The organism is Roseateles terrae (assembly GCF_014192155.1).
Lineage (GTDB): Bacteria > Pseudomonadota > Gammaproteobacteria > Burkholderiales > Burkholderiaceae_C > Roseateles > Roseateles terrae.
In genome coordinates this window covers 303,626-323,501 of sequence record NZ_JACHXO010000005.1, presented here as the reverse complement: position 1 = coordinate 323,501, position 19,876 = coordinate 303,626, and the positions used below count along the sequence as shown (strand labels likewise).

Here is a 19,876-nt window from a genome sequence, read left to right as displayed (position 1 = left end):
CTGCAACTCCGGATCAAATCGAATCAAACGAATTCAAACCAACCAAACGGCCCCGGGAGGCCGCTCAGATCGAGAACATCATCGCGGTCAGCATGAAGTCCAGGGCCAGCACGGCCAGGGACGACATCACCACCGTGCGGGTGGTCGCTGCGGACACGCCTTCAGGCGTCGGCTTGCAGGTGTAGCCCTGCAGCAGCGCTACAAAGCTGACGGTGATGCCGAACACCACGCTCTTGATGACGCCGTTGCCCACATCGGCGAAGACGTCCACACCGCCCTGCATCTGCGACCAGAACGAACCCGAATCCACGCCGATCAGCGGCACGGCCACCAGCCAGCCACCCACAATCCCCACCGCCGAGAAGACGGCCGCGAGCAGGGGCATGGCGATGAAACCGCCCCAAAACCGGGGCGCCAGCACCCGCTGGATGGGGTCGACCGCCATCATCTCCATGGCGGTGAGCACTTCATCCGACTTCATCAGGCCGATTTCCGCGGTCAGCGAGGTGCCCGCGCGACCGGCGAACAGCAGCGCCGCCACGACCGGGCCCAGCTCCCGCACCAGGCTCAAGGCCACCAGCAGACCCACGGCTTCGGCAGAGCCGTAACGCTGCAGCGTGTAGTAGCCCTGCAGGGCCAGCACGAAACCGACGAACAGCCCGGACACGCCGATGATCGACAGCGACCGGTTGCCCAGATAGAACACCTGTTCACGCACCAGCACAAAGCGGCGCAGGCAGCCCCCCAGGCCGAGGAGCAGCAGGCCCAGCAGACGGGTGGCAGCGCCCCAGTCCACCAGCTTCAGCCGCAGGCCGCGACCCACGGAGGCGGCCATGTTGGTCACTGCATTCATGCGGCCTCCTCGGGGTCGGGCAGTCCGAAATCGTCGTGCATCGTGGGAGCGGGCTGGTGGAAACGCACCGGGCCGTCCGACTGGGCATTGACGAACTGCCGCACCAGCGGGTCGGTGCTGGCCTTGAGTTCTTCAGGGGTGCCCTGGGCGACCACGCCGCCGTTGGCCACCATGACCACGTGATCGGCGATGGCGAAGGTTTCGTGGAGGTCGTGGGTGACGATCACGCTGGTCAGGCCCAGGGCGTCGTTCAGGTCGCGGATCAGCCGGGCGGTGACGCCCAGGGAGATCGGGTCCAGCCCGGCGAACGGTTCGTCGTACAGCACCAGGTCCGGATCCAGGGCGATGGCACGGGCCAGCGCCACGCGGCGGGCCATGCCGCCGGAAATCTCGTTGGGCATCAGGTCCCGGGCGCCCCGCAGACCGACGGCATTGAGCTTCATCAGCACCAGGTCACGAATCATGGGCTCCGACAAACGGGTGTGTTCCCGCAGCGGGAAGGCCACGTTTTCGAACACGCTGAGGTCGCTGAACAGCGCACCGAACTGGAACAGCATGCCCATGCGGCGTCGCTGGGCGTAGAGCTGCTCCTGGTTCATCGGCGCCAGGTCCTGTCCGTCGAAGAGCACCTGGCCGGAGACCGGCTTGAGCTGACGCGTCAGCAGCCGCAGCAATGTGGTCTTGCCGCCGCCGGACGAGCCGATCAGCGCCAACACCTTGCCGCGGGCAAGGCTCAGATTGACGTTGCTCAGGATGATGCGATCTGCATATCCGCAGGTCACATCCCTAACTTCAATCAGAGGACCGGCTGGAGTGGTGGGATGGGGATCGGTGAATGCCATTGTCAGTGAGTTCGGCGGGCGAGCGTCCGACCGGGAGCCGGGATCATAGGGTAAAGCCCGGATTGATGCCGGAGCTCATCTGGGGCGATGAGGAATTGCGACAGTTCGCCCCAGGCTATTGACGAGCGCCGCAGGGGCACCGGCAGGTTGTACGGGACTTGCCGCCCCTGGCGCCGGCACAGGTGTGACGAAGTTCACATTTCAGGAGCGTCACAAGACGGGCGGAATCCGAGGCGCGATGAGCGGCCTCGCCTTCTCGGTGGCGCTATCGATAATTTCGGCAAACAGGAGTGATAAATGGCTGGGACTCTACAAAGCAAGATCAAGCGTCTGACAAAGAATGGTCAGCAAGGTTTCACCCTCATCGAACTGATGATCGTGGTGGCCATCATTGGCGTGCTGGTGGCGGTGGCGCTGCCGGCCTACCGGGACTACGTCATCCGCGGCTCGGTGACCGACGCCGTGACCGGCCTGACGAATGTCCGTGCGGACATGGAGCGGTACTACCAGGACTACCGCACCTACCAGGCGGTCGGCACCACCGCCAGCCCGCCCTGCCTGACCAGCCAGACGGTGGGCAGGTTCACCATCAGCTGCACGGCCGGCAACCTGACGGCCACCACCTATTTGATTACCGCTACCGGCAGCGGCAATGTGTCGGGCTTCTCTTACACGATCAACCAGGCCGACGCGAAGGGAACTGCCATCGCCTCGCCGGCGCCGAGCGGCTGGCAGATCAGCTGCCCCATCGCCTCCAGCACGAAGTGGGTGACCAAGAAGGGTGACGCATGCAGCTGAATGCCTGCCGCCAACGCGGCCTGACCCTGCTGGAGCTGATGGTGGTGATCGCCATCATCGCCATCGTCAGCGCCTATGCCATGCCGGGCCTGCGGACCTGGTCCCTCAATGCCCAGCTGCGGACCACCACGGCCAACCTGCAGGTGGCCCTGAAGGAAGCCCAGGCCGAAGCCAATCGCAGCTTCCGCCAGGTGGTGTTCTTCCGCACCACGGCGACCACCTGCACCGGCGCGGAGCAGATCAATGCCGCCGGCACCCGCTGGGTCATCAAGGTGTTGCCGCTGGTCTCGACCGACACCGCCACGGTGGCCAAGTGCGGCAGCCTGACCGAAGCCTCGCCGCTCGTCTCGATCGCCGGCCCGACGGCCGTGTGCTTCAGCAGCGCCGGTCGCCCCACGGCCCTGACGGCCACCGTCACCGGGGTGGGCGCCGCCTGCACCACCGGCACGAACAGCCAGATCATCTACGGCGTGAGCCCCGCAACGGCGACCAGCAATGCCAAGGCCCTGCAGGTCTGGCTGAACCTGGGCGGCTCGGTCCGCGCCTGCGATCCGACACGTCTGTCCACCGATGCGCCGGACGGATGTCCTGCTGCCAATCAGGCGACCACGTCATGAAGCCGAATACTCGCACCTCCTCGCCCCGTCGCCGCGCCCGCGGCATGACGCTGATCGAAATCCTCTGCGCCATCCTGGTGATGACGCTGGGGCTGCTGGGTCTGGTGTCGGTGATGGCCAAGGCCTCACAGGCCACCATCGCCACCGACGATGCGCAGCGGGCCGCCTCCCTGGCCAATGAGATAGCCACCCAGATGTGGCTCAGCGGCACGGTGGTGATCCCCAGTGACACGCTGACGGCCTGGAAGACGCGGGTGGCCACGGCCACCGATGCCGGTTTGCCCAACGGCGTCGGAGCGGTTTCCCAACCCGACACCTCCATCAATTTCGCGCGCATCACCATCACCTGGACACCGCCGGGCGGCTCCCAGCACCAGTACTTCACAGACGTCCGGTTGAACAACTGATCATGAACCAGCACCGCATCCCCCAGCCCCCCGCGGGCTCCCGCCGGTCGCGCGGCTTCAGCCTGATCGAACTGATGGTCTCGCTGGTGATCGGCATGGGCCTGATCATCACCATGGGCGTACTCAGCAACAAGTTCGAGACGTCCAAGCGCGAGCAGGCGACCTCCTCGGACCTGTCTGCCACCTCGGCATTCCTGAGTTATGACCTGGATCGCCAGATCCGCAGCGCCGGCTCCGGCTTCACCAACGGCTATCTGGACACTTTTGCCTGCCAGTTGACTGCCTCGCGCAGCAGCACGCAGATTCTGCCCGCGCCCGCCGCACTGCCTGCCCCGTTTGCCAGCGTGCCCCAAACGCTGACGCTGGTACCCCTGGCCGTACTGCCCGCCACAACCACCACCGGCTCGGACGTCATCCAGATCATGACAGCCACCGGTGGCGTGGGCGAGGTCTCCACCCAGTTGTTGCCCAACTCGGTCGCGACCAATCTGATGCGATTGACCTCCACGGTTGGCATTGAGCCCAACGACCTCCTGCTGATCACTGAGCAGGGGCGTCCCTGCATGATTGAGCAGGTGTCCGGCAGCTACGTCTCCAGCCCGGATACCGTCAACCTCGACGGCAGCTATTTCGCTTCGGTGATCAACAGCCAGGCGCTGAACGACCGGGGCACCAGCGCCAGCATCAACGCCAAGGCGTTCATCATCGGCAATGCCACCAATGGCAGCCCACCCCTGTTCCATCTGCTGGGCGTGAACGCTTCCAACCAGCTCGTGCGCTACGACCTGCTGGGATTCAGCAACGGCGGCTCGGGCAGCAATCAGCCGGTGCCGATGACCGACGGAGTGATGATGATGCGCACGCTCTACGGCGTGGACACGAACGGCAACGGCACGATCGACAGCTGGGTGCGTCCTGGCACCGGCAGCTTCACATTCGCCAACGTCACGACCAATGCGGCCATTGCGCGGCAGGTCATCGCCGTCAAGATCGCCATGGTGCTGCGCTCGGACACGATTGAAACCAAGTCGGGCACGGACAACAACACGACCACCCGGTCCGCCTTCAACGTGGCTCCTGAAGAGCTCAAGCTCTTCACCAGCCAGCCCACCACGCTGCAGACCACCTACACCGTGACGGACCGTCAGCGGCGACACCTGGTGGTCGAGTTCACCGTGCCGCTGCGCAATGTGCTGGCCAGCCTCAGAACCGTCACCCCGAGCTGAATGACGTCATGACCCCGATGCGATTTCAACCTCCCCCCGCCCGGCACGGACGCCTTGCGGCACGCCATCAACACGGCATCATCATGGTCATTGCGCTCATCACGCTGGCCATCATGATGATCGGCGCCGTGGCAGCGCTGCGCTCGATGAATGCCACCCTGATGGGTGCCGGCAACATCGGCATGAAGCGCGACATGAGCAACCAGGCCGAAGTGGCATTGCGCCGCGCCATGACCGGGCTCAACAGCGGAGCGGACCTCACCGTCAACGCAACGTCCATCAACTACAGCGCCACCCTGTTGGCCACCACACCTGAAGGCATTCCCACGGTGCTGCTCGGAACGGCGCCCACAACCGTCGGCGGTGTCGGCGTCGCCACCAACGTGGTGGATCTGACCTCTGCGCCAGCAGTGGGCACCGGCACGCCTCCCCAGGTGACGATGTATTACGTCGTGGACCGCATGTGCCGCACCACCGGCTCGGTGGACCGCCTGAACTGCCTCACCCCCAGTGCCGTGAGCACGGGCACCGACAGCAGCGGGGGTGTGCCCGCCTTCACCAAACCTGTCTACCGCGTGTCCGTCCGTGTGGATGGGCCGCGCGGTTCCCAGTCGTTCTATCAAGCGACCTTGACGAACTAAGGCCTCTCATGAATCACCTCCCTCCCCTTTCGCATCGGCTTGGCGGAGCCGCCCTGGCGACAGCCGCGGCCGCGTCCCTGGCCGTGTCGATGCTGGCGTCAGGTCTGGTCCAGGCACAGACCAAGCTGGCGGATCAACCGGTGCTGTCCGCCACGTCGGTGCCGGGCAACCTGGCCCTGGCGCTGTCGGTGGAATACCCGACAGCGGTCAGCAACACCCACCAGGACAGCGCCTACTCGCCGACTTCGACCTACATCGGCTATTTCGATCCGGACAAGTGCTACGACTACGTCTACTCGGCGACAGAAGCCGACCGCTACTTCAACCCAGCGGGCAAGACGACCGGCCACATCTGCAACAACAAGTGGAGCGGCAACTTCCTGAACTGGGCCACGATGCAGACCATCGACCCGTTCCGGTGGGCGCTGACCGGGGGCTACCGCGTCACGGATACCCCGACCACCACCATCATCGAGAAAGCCTGGGCCAGCGGACAAGGGGGCGCGAGCAACTTTCCCGACCGCACCATCACGGCCAACATCACCGGTGCCACCCCGCTGGCCTTCACGCAGCTGAAGCTCCGAATTCAGGGCCTTGGCAACAAGATGCGGTTCACGAGGGACGGTGACAACAACAACCCCAAGACGCTGGCTGCGTTCGACAACCCTGGCACGCCAAGCACCTCTACCGTGTATGAGGTGAGCGTGCGGGTCAAGGTGTGTGATTCGACCGACGCCTCCGGTAACATCGAATCAAACTGCGTCAAATACAGCCAAGGCTACAAGCCCGAAGGCCTCATCCAGCAGTATGCCAACCAGGTCCGCTTCAGTGCGTTCGGCTACCTCAACGACGCTACGCTGAATCGCGACGGCGGTGTGCTGCGCGCAAAGATGAAGTTCGTCGGGCCGACGAAGCCGGTGCCCGGCGCGCCTGCCGCGACCAACATGCTGGCGGAGTGGGATGGCACCACCGGTGTCATGGTCACCAATCCTGACCCCACCGATGCCTCGGCGATGTCGACGTATTACGGCATCACGATCAGCAACAGTGGGGTGATGAACTACCTGAACAAGTTCGGCAACGCCACCAACAACTACAAGACGTATGACCCGGTGGGCGAGTTGTACTACTCGGCTCTGCGTTATTACCGGAACCTGGGCAACGTGCCCGAGTATTCCAGCCCGAACAACGCAGACACCGACACCAAAACCAAGTACGCCGACGGTTTCCCGGCCGTCACGGACTGGGGCGATCCGATCCTCTACAGCTGCCAGCAAAACTTCATCCTGGGCATCGGTGACGTCAACACCCACGCGGACCGCAATCTCCCGGGCGCCACCGGCAAGTCTGAACCGGCCAAACCAGCCGCAGTCACGGCGGATACGCTGGACACGGTGCTGTGGACCAACCGTGCGGGCACTCTGCAGGGCATCACCGACCTGGGTACGAAGCAGCCCTACAACGGTTGCTGCAGCAACAACGGCGCGCTGATGGCCGGCATGGCCTACTACGCCAACACCACCGACATCCGAACCGACCTGGACGGGAAGCAAACAATCAAGACCTATTGGCTTGACGTGCAGGAATATCAGAAGTACGTCGCCAACAACCAGTTCTATCTTGCTGCCAAGTACGGTGGTTTCAACGTGCCGACGGGCTTTGACCCCGCCAATATCGCCGCCAAGGACTTCCAGGACGGCTGGTGGCATACGGGTCCCGCGACCGACAAGGTCGGCGACCAGCTCCGCCCGGACACCTACTTCACTGCTGCCCGAGCCGACACCATGGTGGCGGGCCTGGTCTCTGCATTCGCGGATATCGGCGGCAAGATCAAGGCACCCACATCGTCCTTCCAGACGGTGGACGCCACGCTGACTGCGGGTGAAGCGTCGTACGGCACCACCTACGACTCCAGCAACTGGTCCGGCAACATCTGGGCCGCAGGGGTGAACAGCATCACCATCGGCAAACCCATCCAGTACAACAAGGTGAGCTGGAACTTTGCCGACCAGCTGTACGCCCAGATGAGCGCAGCCGGAGACGGATGGGCTCAGCGCCGGATCGTGACCATCAATCCCGGCACACAAGTGGGGACTGCGTTTCTCTACGACAGCCTGACCGCTGCACAAAAGCTTGCAGTCGACCCCAATTACACCAAAACCGCCGATGGCGTCGAATACGTGCGTTGGCTGCGGGGCGATCAGTCCAATGAGCAAAATGCGGTTGGCACAAACAGCCTGCATTACTACCGCGTCCGTGCGGCCAACCGCATGGTCGGCGACATCGGCGAGAACGGGGTCACCGTGCTGGGCAAGCCCTCGACGGAAACCGGCTCGCTCTCGGACGCCGCCAATCCTGGCTACGCCAATTACGCACGAAGCTACGCCAGCCGCCCCAACATCTTGCTTGCAGGTGCCAACACCGGCATGGTCCACGTGATCAATGGCTCGCTGACAGGCACCGGCGCTGGCTCTGAGCTGTTTGCGTTCGTACCCAATGCGGTCATCGCCGGTCCGAACAACACGCCCAGCGTCGATGGCATTGCGGCCGTTGGCAACCCCAGCTACATCCACCATTACCTGGTGAACGGCAGGATCACCGTGGGCGACGTCGACTTCAAGAAGACCGTCGGCGCGACGGCGACGAACAACGATTGGCGCAGCATTGCCGTGGGTGGACTGGGCAAGGGTGGACGTAGCGTGTGGGCCCTGGACCTCACGACCGCGGATCAGACTTCCTCCGAGGCCAACGCCGCCACCCGAGTGCTGTGGGAGTACACCGACAGCAACATGGGCTTTGTCTTTGGCAAGCCGGTGATTACCAAGATTGCCCGTTACGGTTGGGTGGTGATCTTTGGCGCCGGCATGAACACACCGGATGGCAAGGGCGCGTTCTACATCCTGAACGCTCGCACCGGTGCCCTGCTCAAGCGTGTGGCGTTGCCCACCACCGGAACCGCCGGTACGGTGGACGACGGTACGGTGGCGAGCCCCACGGGCCTGACCTACATCAATGCATGGCATCCTGATAGTAGCGATCGGACCGCGGAAGTCATCTATGGTGGCGACCTGCGCGGCAACCTCTGGCGTCTGGATGTGACCGGCACCGGCACCGACTTCCCGGCCCCGGTGAAGATCGCCAAGCTGACCGACGTGACCGGGAAGGAACTGGCCGTGACCAGCGCGCCCAAAATTCACGTGGATGATGTGGGCCGTCGCTGGGTCTCCGTCGGTACGGGCCGCCTGCTCAGCACCGACGACATCTCCAGCACCGACCTGAACCGTCTGTACATGATCAAGGATGGCACCAACAACAGCTACAGCGGCGCCGCGCTCCCGGCCGGCATCACTTACCCGATCCTGGAAAGCAATGTGGGTCGTCACGATCTGATGGACCTCAGCTCGACAGCGAGCCAGCTGGGCACCACCAAGGCGGGCTTCTTCATCGACATCAAGACGGCCGTCAACACCACGGGCTACCGTGTGATCACCGACGCGGATGCATTCGACAAGTACGTGCTGTTTGCTGCGATCCAGCCGACGGCGGTGAATGGCGGATGCTCCACGGCGGCCACCTCGTACGCGTTCCTGATCGACCTCAGCGCGGGCACGACCTACCTGGAGAAGGTCAACTTCCTCGTCTCCAGCGCGCGGATCGTGTCCATCGATGGCAAGGTCTATGCGACGGTGTCGGGCAATGAAGACCCGAAGGACCCGACCGACAAGACCACCGAAAACGGCGACAAGCCGCTCGGCAAGGAACTGACCCCGGGCTCTGGCAATTCGCGCCTGATCAACTGGCGCGAAATCCCGCTGCGCAACTGATGCCGCAGCGCCCGCAGAGTCCGCAACTGGCGGGCGCTGCGGACCGCCGCTCCCGCCCACTCACCGGAGCGGTCACCCAGCAAAAAGGCCTTCGTCTCACGACGAAGGCCTTTGTTTTTGGGGCGCCGCACGCTTCAGCGCGGCGATGGGCTCAGCGGAGTCCGATGGCGTCCACCGGATCCCGCCCGATCCGCCCTTCAGCGCGGCAGCTCGCTGTCTCCCATCAGGAACTCATCCACCGCGCGCGCGGCCTGGCGGCCTTCGCGAATGGCCCAGACCACCAGCGACTGCCCGCGGCGCATGTCGCCGGCGGTGAACACCTTCGACACGTTGGTCCGGTAGCCCCCGTTGAACTCGGTCGTGGCCTTGGCGTTGCCCCGGGCATCCTTGGTGACACCAAAGGCCTCCACCACCGACGCCACCGGCGACACAAACCCCATCGCCAGCAGCACCAGGTCGGCCTTGAGCACCTGCTCGGAGCCCTCCACTTCCACCATCTTGCCGCCGACCCACTGCACCCGCACCGTCTTCACGCCGGTGACCTTGCCCTTCTCGCCGATGAATTCCTTGGTCGCGATCGCGAATTCGCGGTCGCAGCCCTCTTCATGGCTGGAGGAAGTGCGCAGCTTGATCGGCCAGTACGGCCAGGTCAGCGGCCGGTCTTCCACTTCCGGCGGCTGCGGCAGCAGCTCGAACTGCGTCACGCTCTTGGCGCCGTGGCGGTTGCTGGTGCCGACGCAGTCGCTGCCGGTGTCGCCACCGCCGATGACGATCACATGCTTGTCGTCAGCCCGCAGCTGGTTCTTCAGCTTGTCGCCGGCATTGATCTTGTTCTGCTGCGGCAGGAACTCCATCGCAAAGTGCACGCCGGCCAGATCGCGGCCGGGCACCGGCAGGTCGCGCGACTGCTCGGCCCCACCAGCCAGCAGCACCGCATCAAACTGCTCCATCAACTCGCCGGCGGACACCACATCCTTGGCCCAGTTGGTGACCTTCGAGCCTTCCGGCAGGTGCGACACCATCACGCCAGTGCGGAACACCACGCCCTCGGCCTCCATCTGCGCCACGCGGCGGTCGATGTGGGTCTTCTCCATCTTGAAGTCGGGAATGCCGTAACGCAGCAGGCCGCCGACGCGGTCGTTCTTCTCAAACACGGTGACGCTGTGACCGGCGCGGGCCAGCTGCTGCGCCGCTGCGAGACCCGCAGGCCCGGAGCCCACCACCGCCACCGTCTTGCCGGTCTTCACCTTGGGCGGACGCGGCGTGACCCAGCCTTCAGCCCAGGCCCGATCAATGATGGCGTGCTCAATCGACTTGATGCCCACCGCATCGTCATTCACATTCAGCGTGCAGGCCGCCTCGCAGGGTGCGGGGCAGATGCGGCCGGTGAATTCAGGGAAGTTGTTGGTCGAGTGCAGCACCGCAATGGCGCTCTTCCAGTCCGCTTCGCTGTTGCGGTACACCAGATCATTGAAATCCGGAATGATGTTGTTGACCGGGCAGCCGCTGTTGCAGAACGGCGTGCCGCAGTCCATGCAGCGCGCGCCCTGCTGCTTCGCCTGCTCGGCATTCAGCCCGATGACGAATTCCTTGTAATTCTTCAAACGCACGGCAACCGGGGCGTACCCCTCTTCCAGCCGCTCGTATTCCATGAAGCCGGTGACTTTTCCCATGTCGGTCTTCTCCTGATCCTGTGTCTGTCGTCAGCGGCCCATCACACCTTGGCCTTGACCACGGGGGCCTTGGCATGGGCGATGGTGGCGGCGGTTTCCTTGGCGGCGTTGATCTCGCCCAGGGCGCGGCGGTATTCGTTTGGGAACACCTTGACGAACTTGGCGCGCGACTCGGCCCAGTGGTCGAGGATGTCGCGGGCGCGCTGGCTGCCGGTCCACCGATGGTGGTCCTCGATCAGCTTGCGCAGCAGGACTTCATCCGTCTTGCCCTGGCCGTCGCCGGCGTGGTGCCAGATGCCACGGTCCACGGTGGCTTCCTGCTCATGCGCAGGCAGCAGCTTGTCCAGGCTCACCATGCTGGTGTTGCAGCGCTTGGCGAACTGGCCGTCCTCGTCATAGACGTAGGCCATGCCACCGCTCATGCCCGCTGCAAAGTTGCGGCCGGTCTTGCCCAGCACCACCACCGTGCCGCCGGTCATGTATTCGCAGCCATGGTCGCCCGTGCCTTCCACCACCGCGGTGGCACCGGACAGACGCACGGCGAAGCGCTCGCCGGCCACGCCACGGAAGAAGGCCTCGCCCTTGGTCGCGCCGTACAGCACCGTGTTGCCGACGATGATGTTCTTGGTCGCATCGCCGCGGAAGTCAATCGAAGGACGCACGACGATCCGGCCTCCCGACAGGCCCTTGCCGGTGTAGTCGTTGGCATCGCCAATCAGATAGAAGGTGATGCCCGGGGCGAGGAAGGAGCCGAAGCTCTGGCCGCCGGTGCCTTCGAACTGGATGAAGATGGTGTGGTCCGGCAGGCCTTCCGGCTGGCGGCGGATCAACTCGCCGGACAGCATGGCGCCCACGGTGCGGCGCACATTGGTCACCTCCTGCATGAACTGCACCTTCTCGCCCTTCTCGAAGGCGGGCAGGCACTTCTCGATCAGCTTCACGTCCAGGGCCTTTTCCAGGCCGTGGTCCTGATGATCGTTGTGCAGGCGGGCCACATCGGCCGGCAGTTCGGGACGGTGGAAGACGCGGCTGAAGTCCAGTCCGCGCGCCTTCCAGTGGCTGATGCCCTTGCGGGTGTCGAGCAGGTCGGAGCGGCCGATCAGTTCGTCGAACTTGCGGATGCCCAGCTGCGCCATGATCTGACGCGCTTCTTCCGCCACGAAGAAGAAGTAGTTGACGACATGTTCCGGTTGGCCGGTGAACTTCTTGCGCAGCAGCGGGTCCTGTGTGGCCACGCCCACCGGGCAGGTGTTCAGGTGGCACTTGCGCATCATGATGCAGCCTTCCACCACCAGCGGCGCGGTGGCAAAGCCGAATTCATCCGCGCCCAGCAGCGCGCCGATGATGACGTCCCGGCCGGTCTTCATCTGACCGTCGGCCTGCACCCGCACACGGCCGCGCAGGCGGTTCAGCACCAGCGTCTGCTGGGCTTCGGCCAGGCCCAGTTCCCAGGGCGTGCCCGCGTGCTTGATGGACGACCAGGGCGAAGCCCCGGTGCCGCCGTCATGGCCGGCAATGACGATGTGGTCCGCCTTGGCCTTGGCCACACCGGCCGCGATGGTGCCGACTCCCACTTCCGACACCAGCTTGACCGAGATGTCCGCGCGCTGGTTGACGTTCTTCAGGTCGTGGATGAGCTGGGCCAGGTCTTCGATGGAATAGATGTCGTGGTGCGGCGGCGGCGAGATCAGGCCGACCCCCGGCACCGAGTGACGCAGGAAACCGATGTAGTCGGTGACCTTGCCGCCGGGCAGCTGCCCCCCCTCGCCGGGCTTGGCGCCCTGGGCCATCTTGATCTGGATCTGGTCGGCGCTGACCAGGTATTCCGTCGTCACCCCGAAGCGGCCGGAAGCCACCTGCTTGATCCGGGAGCGCAGCGAGTCGCCGGCCTTGAGCTCGTAATCGACCGCGATCACCTTCGGGCCCACCACGTCCGACACCTTGGTGCCCTGGGCAATGGGAATGCCCTTGAGCTCATTGCGATAACGGGCCGGGTCTTCACCGCCTTCACCGGTGTTGCTCTTGCCGCCGATGCGATTCATGGCCACGGCCAGCGTCGCATGCGCTTCGGTGGAGATGGAGCCCAGCGACATCGCGCCGGTGGCAAAACGCTTGACGATGTCCGCCGCGGATTCGACTTCTTCCAGCGGGATGGCCTTGGCGGGATCAAACTTGAATTCGAACAGGCCGCGCAGTGTCATATGGCGACGGCTCTGGTCGTTGATCAGCTGCGCATATTCCTTGTAGGTGTCGAACTTGCCCGAGCGGGTGCTGTGCTGCAGCTTGGCAATGGCGTCCGGCGTCCACATGTGCTCTTCACCGCGGGCACGCCAGGCATATTCACCGCCGGCGTCCAGCATGTTCTCCAGCACCGGGTCGTCGCCGAAGGCGGCCTTGTGCAGGCGCAGCGCTTCCTCGGCGACTTCGAACACACCGATGCCGCCGACCTGCGTGGGCGTACCGCGGAAGTACTTGGCGACAAAGTCGCTTTGGAGGCCGATGGCTTCGAAGATCTGCGCGCCGCAGTAGGACATGTAGGTCGAGATGCCCATCTTGGACATGATCTTCGACAGGCCCTTGCCCACAGCCTTGATGTAGTTGTAGACGGCCTTCTCGGCCGACAGGTTGCCGGGCAGTTCCGCCTGCATGGCGGTGATGGTCTCCAGCGCCAGGTAGGGGTGGACCGCTTCTGCTCCGAAGCCGGCCAGCACGGCGAAATGGTGGACTTCACGGGCGGTGCCGGTCTCCACGACCAGGCCGGCCGTCGTCCGCAGGCCTTCCCGCACCAGGTGGTGGTGGACGGCGGACAGCGCCAGCAGCGCCGGAATGGCGACACGGTCGGCGCCCAGGCGGCGGTCGGTGATGATCAGGATGTTGTGGCCGCTGCGGATGGCGTCCACGGTTTCAGCGCACAGCGAGGCCAGTTGCGCCTCCACCCCTTCGCGACCCCAGGCCAGCGGATAAGTGATGTCCAGCTCATACGGCTTGAACTTGCCATTGGTGTGCGACTCGATGGCGCGCAGCCGGGCCATGTCCTCGAAGTCCAGCACCGGCTGCGTCACCTCCAGACGCATCGGCGGGTTGATCGCGTTGATGTCCAGCAGGTTCGGCTTGGGACCGATGAAGCTGTTGAGCGACATCACGATGTTCTCGCGGATCGGGTCGATCGGCGGGTTGGTGACCTGGGCGAACAGCTGCTTGAAGTAGTTGTAGAGCGGCTTGTTCTTGTCGGACAGCACGGCCAGGGGCGAGTCATTGCCCATGGAGCCGATGCCTTCTTCCCCATTGGCGGCCATCGGCGCCAGCAGGAACTTGAGGTCTTCCTGCGTGAAACCGAAGGCCTGCTGGCGATCAAGCAGCGAGGCGGCATAGCCGGTGGGCGTTGCCGCCGGGGCCGGGATGTCGTGCAGCTTGACGCGCACGTTCTCTATCCACTGACGATACGGACGGGCGTTGGCGTATTGGGTCTTGAGCTCTTCGTCGTCGATGATGCGGCCCTGTTCCAGGTCGATCAGGAACATCTTGCCGGGCTGCAGGCGCCACTTCTTGACCACGCGGGACTCGGGGATGGGCAGCACGCCGGACTCGGACGCCAGCACGACCATGTCGTCGTCGGTGACCCAGTAGCGGGCGGGGCGCAGGCCGTTGCGATCGAGCGCGGCGCAGACCTGGCGACCGTCGGTGAAGACCATGGCGGCGGGACCGTCCCACGGTTCCATCATGGCGGCGTGATATTCATAGAACGCGCGGCGACGTTCATCCATCAGCTCATGCTGCTCCCACGCTTCGGGGATCATCATCATCGCCGCATGCGCCAGCGGGTAGCCGGACATCGTCAGCAGCTCGATGGCGTTGTCGAAGGTGGCAGTGTCGGACTGATGCTCGAAGCTGATCGGGTAGAGCTTTTGCAGGTCATCGCCCAGCACCGGCGACTTCATCACGCCTTCGCGGGCACGCATCCAGTTGAAGTTGCCCTTGACGGTGTTGATCTCGCCGTTGTGCGCCACCATGCGGTACGGGTGAGCCAGCGGCCACTCGGGGAAGGTGTTGGTGGAGAAGCGCTGGTGCACCAGGGCGATGGCGGAGACGACGCGCGGGTCGGCCAGATCCTTGTAGTACTTGCCCACCTGGTCCGCCAGCAGCAGACCCTTGTAGATCACGGTGCGGCAGCTCATGCTGGGCACGTAGTACTCGCGGCTGTGAGTCAGCTGCAGCGCCTGGATGGCGCTGGAGGCCGTCTTGCGGATGACGTAGAGCTTCCGCTCGAGTGCGTCGGGGACGATGATGTCCGGGCCACGACCGATGAAGATCTGGCGAATGATCGGTTCCTTCTCCCGGACGGTGGGCGACATGGGCATGTCGCGGTCCACCGGCACGTCGCGCCAGCCGAGCAGCACCTGGCCTTCGGCCTTGATGGCGCGGGCCAGTTCCTGCTCACAAGCCAGGCGGGAGGCGTGTTCCTTCGGCAGGAAGATCATGCCGACGCCGTATTCGCCAGGCGGCGGCAGGACCACACCCTGCTGGGCCATCTCGGCGCGGTAGAACTCGTCGGGGATCTGGATCAGGATGCCGGCGCCGTCGCCCATCAGCTTGTCCGCCCCCACCGCGCCGCGGTGGTCCAGGTTCTCCAGGATCTTCAGACCTTGCTGGACGATGTGGTGATTCTTCTGGCCCTTGATGTGCGCGACAAAGCCCAGACCGCAGGCGTCCTTTTCATTGGACGGGCGATACAGGCCCTGTTCGGCAAGGGCACGAATCTCTTCGGCAGAGGTCGAGGGAGCGGCGGTGTGCGCCTGCGGATGTTGAGCTGCCGACATCGGTGGCCTCCAGGGGGTTCTTGGGGAAACCCGCGCAGGTTAGCAACGACGGCAAACGCACACAAGCGCAACTAAATGGGGTCAGGGTCGAATTAACGGATAGTGGAGTGAGTGTTGCGAATTAAATGGGGACGGAGTCATCCGGGCGCTGCTTTTTTGGGTCGGCCGCGTGGTCGCGGGGCGGTGGGCCGGGGGCTGAGTTCGGACAGAGCGGCGAGGAAAGCGGGGGAGCCGAGCGGCCACCCTTTCAACGCTGCGTCGATGATGCGCTTCCGCTCCGATTCGGCTTCCCCTTCTTCCAGCCAGCGCCGCCAGGTGAGCTCGCGCTCGAAGGGGGTGTTGCCGAGCGCCCAGAAGTCGGCCGGATCGCTGATGAGGGGGTCGCGGCGGCGTCCGAGATGGTGGGCGGCGGAGGACCAGGGATAGTCCGCCGGCTCCGTGGCGAGTCCGGCGCGCAGGGGGTTGAGTTCGATGCTGCGCATCAGGGGGAGCAGGAAGGTCGAGGCTTCCACCGGGGCCGCGCGAAAGCGCCCTTCCCAGAGCGTGCCGACCCGTTGATGGCGCTGGTTGTACGCCGCGACATAGCGGCGGCCGAGGGACTGCATCATCCGCGAGAGGCCGTCCTGGGTGGTGGGGGTGGCCAGCAGATGCAGGTGGTTCGGCATCACCACGTAAGCGTGGATCGCCACCTTCTGCGTGGCGGCGCAGTCCTGCAGGGCCGCGATCAGGGCGCGGCGGTCGTCGTCGTCCTGCGCGATCGGCTGCAGGTTGTGACCGCGGTGGATGACGTGGTGAAGGTGGTGCGCCAGGGCGAGGCGGGGGAGACGGGCCATGATGCGTCTGGGGATGCCGGGAGTGGGGGAAGTCTGTCCCCAATTATGGATGAGGAGTCCGACGGCGCCTTGTAGGATCCACAAGCGCGGAGGGCTGCGCTCCAAGTCACCCCCCTGGGCTCTTTGACGCCATGGTCCGGGCCAGTGGCGCGTTTGCGAGGCGTGCCCTGCAAAGAGTTGGCATGCAGCGGTGTTGCTCATGGCCTGCGTGACCGCCTACTACCCCATCAAGATCAGCACTCCCGGAACATGCGCCATCTTGGCGCAATGCTCAGCCGTCGCATCTCCCGCTGAAGGGAGTGCTGGAGCAGTGAGTGCGCGCCTGCGTGTCAAGGTCGTCTGCGGCGGGAAAGGCCCATCACCCGAAGAGCTTTTTCCCTGTCAGACGCTCATGCTCCTTGAGGGCATATCGGTCGGTCATGCCAGCGATGTAATCGGCACAGGCCCGGGGGTGGTCCTCGGGATTGGCGCAGTCGGCCGGCAATTTGTCGGGGTCGGCCAGGTAGATCTGGAAGAGATCCCGCAGGACCTCTTCGGCGCTGGCGCGTTTGTCCTGCACCGCTGCATGACGGTAGAGATTGGCAAAGAGGAAGCGCTTGAGTTCGGTGCTGGCCTGACGCATCGCGGGTGTGAAGCGGACCAGCGGCCCTGCGGCGCGGGCGTCATCGGCCGTGGTGATGCCAGCGTCCTGGATGGCCCTGCGGGTGGCCGCGATGATGTCGTAGACCTGCTCCGAGAGCATGCGGCGGATGGTCTCGGCCAGCAGGCGTTTGCCGGTGAGGTGTGGGTACTCGGTCAGGGTGTCGTCCAGGAAGCGCTTGACCAGCGGCACCTGCTCCAGTTGCTCCAGTGTGATGAGGCCGGAGCGGACACCATCATCCACGTCGTGCGCGTTGTAGGCGACCTCGTCCGCCAGGTTGCAGAGCTGGGCTTCGAGGCTGGGCTGACCGCCGGCAAGGAAGCGGGCCGCCACGCCGCCGGGTTCCAGCGCTTCGAGGCGCAGGGCGTCGCGCTTGCTGCAGTGCTTGAGGATGCCCTCTCGGCTTTCGAAGCTGAGGTTGAGACCGTCGAACTGCGGGTAGCGCTGTTCAAGCTGATCCACCACCCGCAGAGACTGCAGGTTGTGCTCGAAGCCGCCGTGCGCCTGCATGCAGTCATTGAGCACGTCCTGGCCCGCATGGCCAAACGGCGTGTGGCCCAGGTCATGCGCCAGCGCCACGGTCTCGATGAGATCCTCGTCCAGCCCGAGGCTGCGACCGATGGAGCGCCCCAGCTGGGCGACCTCCAGGGAGTGGGTCAGCCGGGTGCGAAACAGGTCGCCCTCATGGTTGAGGAAGACCTGCGTCTTGTAGACGAGGCGACGGAACGCACTGCTGTGGACGATGCGGTCCCGGTCGCGCTGGTAATCACTGCGCGTCGGTGCCGGGCGTTCCGGATGGCGGCGACCCCGACTGCTGGCTGGGTGGGAGGCATAGGAGGCACGCAGCGTATCGGTCATGGTGGTCGCATTGGGCGGCAGGTTCAAGCGGCTGGTTCAAGCGGCTGGTTCAAGCGGCTGCTTCAGGCCGCCCGGTCAGGTATCGGCAGAGGGGTCGCAATGGGTGGCCAGAACCTCGGCAATCAGTTCGGTCGGGGCGCTGCGCACGCCCGCCTTGCCCAGGCCTTCGATCACCACAAAGCGGATGTCGCCGCCCTCGTTCTTTTTGTCGATCTGCATCAGTTCCAGATAACGGTCCAGACCCAGGGCGGGCGCCACCACCGGCAAACCAGCCGCCCGGATCAACCGCTTCATCCGCTCCACAAAGGCGGTCGGCACCAGGCCCAGCCGTGCCGAGAGGTCCGACGCCAGCACCATGCCGCAGCCCACCGCCTCACCATGCAGCCAGCGGCCATACCCCATGCCGGTCTCGATCGCATGGCCGAAGGTGTGGCCAAAGTTGAGGATGGCCCGCAGGCCCGATTCACGCTCATCCTGACCCACCACCCAGGCCTTGATCTCGCAGCTGCGCTGAACGGCGTAGGCCAGGGCCTGCTTGTCTCGCGCCATCAGCGCGGAGAGGTTCTGCTCGATCCAGTCCAGGAAGGCGGCATCCGCGATCGGGCCGTATTTGATGACTTCCGCCAGCCCTGCGGAGAGTTCTCGAGCGGGCAAGGTGTCCAGGGTGTCCAGATCGGCCACGACGCGGGCGGGCTGGTAGAACGCGCCCACCATGTTCTTGCCGCGCGGATGGTTGATGGCCGTCTTGCCACCGACCGACGAATCGACCTGGGCCAGCAGTGTGGTGGGCACCTGCACAAAGGGCACGCCGCGCATGTAGATGGCCGCAGCAAAGCCGGTCAGGTCGCCGATCACCCCACCGCCCAGCGCGAACAGGACCGTCTTGCGGTCTGCCGTCGCTGCCAGCAGGTGGTCCATGATGCGGTCCAGACTCTCCCAGCTCTTCTGCGCTTCTCCATCCGGGAGGACGAGGGTCTCCACCCGGCTGTAGACGCCCGACAGCTGCTGGCGCAACCGCGCCAGGTAGAGCGGTGCCACGATGTCGTTGGTGACGATCAGGGCGGTCGAGGCGCGCGGCAGCCCGGCCCAGGTATCCGGCTCGTCCAGCAGACCCGGCGCGATGCGGATCTCGTAGCTGCGGTCACCCAGTTCGATGGGCACGCGGGCATAGGGACGAGGGGACGTGGACGTGGAGGACGGAACGGTGGGGCTCATGTCCCCGGAGTGTACGGGGCATCGCCGCCGGACTCCGAAGCGCCCGCCGCCGCAGGGGCGGCCACGACGCTGGCCCCCACCGTCGCAGCGACCCGTGCCGGATCGATGTGGCCGGCCAGTTCCAGCTGCATCAGGATCATGTTGGCCAGCCCATTGACCGACGGGCGGCTCGTCTCCAGCACGAAGTGCGCACAGCGCCGGTAGAGCGGATCGCGCTGCGCATAAAGCTCGCGCAGCTTCGCCAGGGGATTGGCCACCTGCAGCAGCGGACGGGTGGTGTCGTGCCGCAGGCGGCGGAAGAGTTCTTCCGGGGAGGAGCGAAGGTAAACGACCGTCGAATGCTCGTGCAGCCGGTCGCGATTGATGTCGCGCAGCACCGCCCCACCGCCGGTGGCCAGCACCATTTCGCCGGGCCGCTGGAGCAGCTCACCAATGACGCGGCTTTCGAGGTCCCGAAACGACAATTCGCCCTTGCGGGCGAAGTAGTCCTTGATCGTCTCGCCGCCGAGCGATTTCTCAATCTCGGCGTCGGAGTCGATGAAGGGCGCATCCAGCTGTCTGGCCAGCAGTCGGCCGACGGTGGATTTCCCACCGCCGGGCATGCCGACCAGAGACAGCTTCATCCAGCGAGG

At 64.9% G+C, this 19,876-nt stretch carries 14 protein-coding genes; 6 read left to right on the top strand and 8 right to left on the bottom strand.

What is annotated here, in order from left to right; genetic code table 11:
* Nucleotides 1–64 precede the first annotated feature (64 nt).
* Together mlaE and FHS28_RS15530 are read right to left on the bottom strand one after the other, a co-directional pair.
* Nucleotides 65–853, bottom strand: coding sequence for a lipid asymmetry maintenance ABC transporter permease subunit MlaE (gene mlaE / locus FHS28_RS15535; RefSeq protein ID WP_246410159.1), 789 nt, complete (start codon nt 851–853; stop codon nt 65–67).
* Complete coding sequence (locus FHS28_RS15530; RefSeq protein ID WP_088452059.1) at nt 850–1,695, bottom strand: ABC transporter ATP-binding protein; 846 nt, start codon at nt 1,693–1,695, stop codon at nt 850–852. The genes mlaE and FHS28_RS15530 overlap by 4 nt, the downstream gene beginning before the upstream one ends.
* Nucleotides 1,696–1,992: 297 nt before the next feature.
* Between FHS28_RS15530 and FHS28_RS15525 the strand changes: the two genes are divergently transcribed.
* The 6 genes from FHS28_RS15525 to FHS28_RS15500 all read left to right on the top strand — a co-directional run bounded on the left by FHS28_RS15525 (nt 1,993) and on the right by FHS28_RS15500 (nt 9,208).
* Nucleotides 1,993–2,493 (top strand): type IV pilin protein, encoded by a 501-nt coding sequence (locus FHS28_RS15525; RefSeq protein ID WP_088452057.1) that lies wholly within the window; start codon nt 1,993–1,995, stop codon nt 2,491–2,493.
* Complete coding sequence (locus FHS28_RS15520) at nt 2,484–3,110, top strand: type II secretion system protein (RefSeq protein ID WP_088452055.1); 627 nt, start codon at nt 2,484–2,486, stop codon at nt 3,108–3,110. The genes FHS28_RS15525 and FHS28_RS15520 overlap by 10 nt, the downstream gene beginning before the upstream one ends.
* On the top strand, nt 3,107–3,517 hold the full coding sequence (locus FHS28_RS15515; RefSeq protein ID WP_088452053.1) for a type IV pilus modification PilV family protein: 411 nt from the start codon (nt 3,107–3,109) through the stop codon (nt 3,515–3,517). The genes FHS28_RS15520 and FHS28_RS15515 overlap by 4 nt, the downstream gene beginning before the upstream one ends.
* Nucleotides 3,518–3,519: 2 nt before the next feature.
* The gene (locus FHS28_RS15510) at nt 3,520–4,743 is read left to right on the top strand and encodes a PilW family protein (protein ID WP_088452051.1); all 1,224 of its coding nucleotides are present in this window, start codon (nt 3,520–3,522) and stop codon (nt 4,741–4,743) included.
* An 83-nt stretch (nt 4,744–4,826) separates the two neighbouring features.
* A complete protein-coding gene (locus tag FHS28_RS15505; protein WP_088452049.1) occupies nt 4,827–5,384 on the top strand; it encodes a hypothetical protein in 558 nt (185 codons plus the stop codon).
* Nucleotides 5,385–5,392: 8 nt separating this feature from the next.
* On the top strand, nt 5,393–9,208 hold the full coding sequence (locus tag FHS28_RS15500) for a pilus assembly protein (RefSeq protein ID WP_088452047.1): 3,816 nt from the start codon (nt 5,393–5,395) through the stop codon (nt 9,206–9,208).
* A gap of 197 nt (nt 9,209–9,405) precedes the next feature.
* Here FHS28_RS15500 and FHS28_RS15495 read toward each other — a convergent pair whose 3' ends face one another.
* The 6 genes from FHS28_RS15495 to FHS28_RS15470 form a co-directional block, all read right to left on the bottom strand.
* The gene (locus tag FHS28_RS15495; protein WP_088452045.1) at nt 9,406–10,881 is read right to left on the bottom strand and encodes a glutamate synthase subunit beta; all 1,476 of its coding nucleotides are present in this window, start codon (nt 10,879–10,881) and stop codon (nt 9,406–9,408) included.
* Nucleotides 10,882–10,922: 41 nt separating this feature from the next.
* A complete protein-coding gene (locus FHS28_RS15490) occupies nt 10,923–15,698 on the bottom strand; it encodes a glutamate synthase-related protein (RefSeq protein WP_088452043.1) in 4,776 nt (1,591 codons plus the stop codon).
* A gap of 137 nt (nt 15,699–15,835) precedes the next feature.
* Nucleotides 15,836–16,531 (bottom strand): transposase, encoded by a 696-nt coding sequence (locus FHS28_RS15485; protein ID WP_088452041.1) that lies wholly within the window; start codon nt 16,529–16,531, stop codon nt 15,836–15,838.
* 358 nt (nt 16,532–16,889) lie between these two features.
* The gene (locus FHS28_RS15480; protein ID WP_088452360.1) at nt 16,890–18,029 is read right to left on the bottom strand and encodes a deoxyguanosinetriphosphate triphosphohydrolase; all 1,140 of its coding nucleotides are present in this window, start codon (nt 18,027–18,029) and stop codon (nt 16,890–16,892) included.
* 75 nt (nt 18,030–18,104) lie between these two features.
* Nucleotides 18,105–19,244: a 3-dehydroquinate synthase gene (gene aroB, locus FHS28_RS15475; protein WP_088452039.1), complete on the bottom strand. Its 1,140-nt coding sequence runs from the start codon at nt 19,242–19,244 to the stop codon at nt 18,105–18,107.
* The gene (locus tag FHS28_RS15470) at nt 19,241–19,867 is read right to left on the bottom strand and encodes a shikimate kinase (RefSeq protein WP_088452037.1); all 627 of its coding nucleotides are present in this window, start codon (nt 19,865–19,867) and stop codon (nt 19,241–19,243) included. Before FHS28_RS15470 ends, aroB begins: the two co-directional genes overlap by 4 nt.
* Nucleotides 19,868–19,876 lie beyond the last annotated feature (9 nt).

Bases quoted from the DNA above. Each gene is read 5' to 3' on its own strand.
- mlaE (WP_246410159.1), bottom strand. From the start codon at position 853: ATGAATGCAGTGACCAACATGGCCGCCTCCGTGGGTCGCGGCCTGCGG.
- FHS28_RS15530 (WP_088452059.1), bottom strand. From the start codon at position 1,695: ATGGCATTCACCGATCCCCATCCCACCACTCCAGCCGGTCCTCTGATT.
- FHS28_RS15525 (WP_088452057.1), top strand. From the start codon at position 1,993: ATGGCTGGGACTCTACAAAGCAAGATCAAGCGTCTGACAAAGAATGGT.
- FHS28_RS15520 (WP_088452055.1), top strand. From the start codon at position 2,484: ATGCAGCTGAATGCCTGCCGCCAACGCGGCCTGACCCTGCTGGAGCTG.
- FHS28_RS15515 (WP_088452053.1), top strand. From the start codon at position 3,107: ATGAAGCCGAATACTCGCACCTCCTCGCCCCGTCGCCGCGCCCGCGGC.
- FHS28_RS15510 (WP_088452051.1), top strand. From the start codon at position 3,520: ATGAACCAGCACCGCATCCCCCAGCCCCCCGCGGGCTCCCGCCGGTCG.
- FHS28_RS15505 (WP_088452049.1), top strand. From the start codon at position 4,827: ATGGTCATTGCGCTCATCACGCTGGCCATCATGATGATCGGCGCCGTG.
- FHS28_RS15500 (WP_088452047.1), top strand. From the start codon at position 5,393: ATGAATCACCTCCCTCCCCTTTCGCATCGGCTTGGCGGAGCCGCCCTG.
- FHS28_RS15495 (WP_088452045.1), bottom strand. From the start codon at position 10,881: ATGGGAAAAGTCACCGGCTTCATGGAATACGAGCGGCTGGAAGAGGGG.
- FHS28_RS15490 (WP_088452043.1), bottom strand. From the start codon at position 15,698: ATGTCGGCAGCTCAACATCCGCAGGCGCACACCGCCGCTCCCTCGACC.
- FHS28_RS15485 (WP_088452041.1), bottom strand. From the start codon at position 16,531: ATGGCCCGTCTCCCCCGCCTCGCCCTGGCGCACCACCTTCACCACGTC.
- FHS28_RS15480 (WP_088452360.1), bottom strand. From the start codon at position 18,029: ATGACCGATACGCTGCGTGCCTCCTATGCCTCCCACCCAGCCAGCAGT.
- aroB (WP_088452039.1), bottom strand. From the start codon at position 19,244: ATGAGCCCCACCGTTCCGTCCTCCACGTCCACGTCCCCTCGTCCCTAT.
- FHS28_RS15470 (WP_088452037.1), bottom strand. From the start codon at position 19,867: ATGAAGCTGTCTCTGGTCGGCATGCCCGGCGGTGGGAAATCCACCGTC.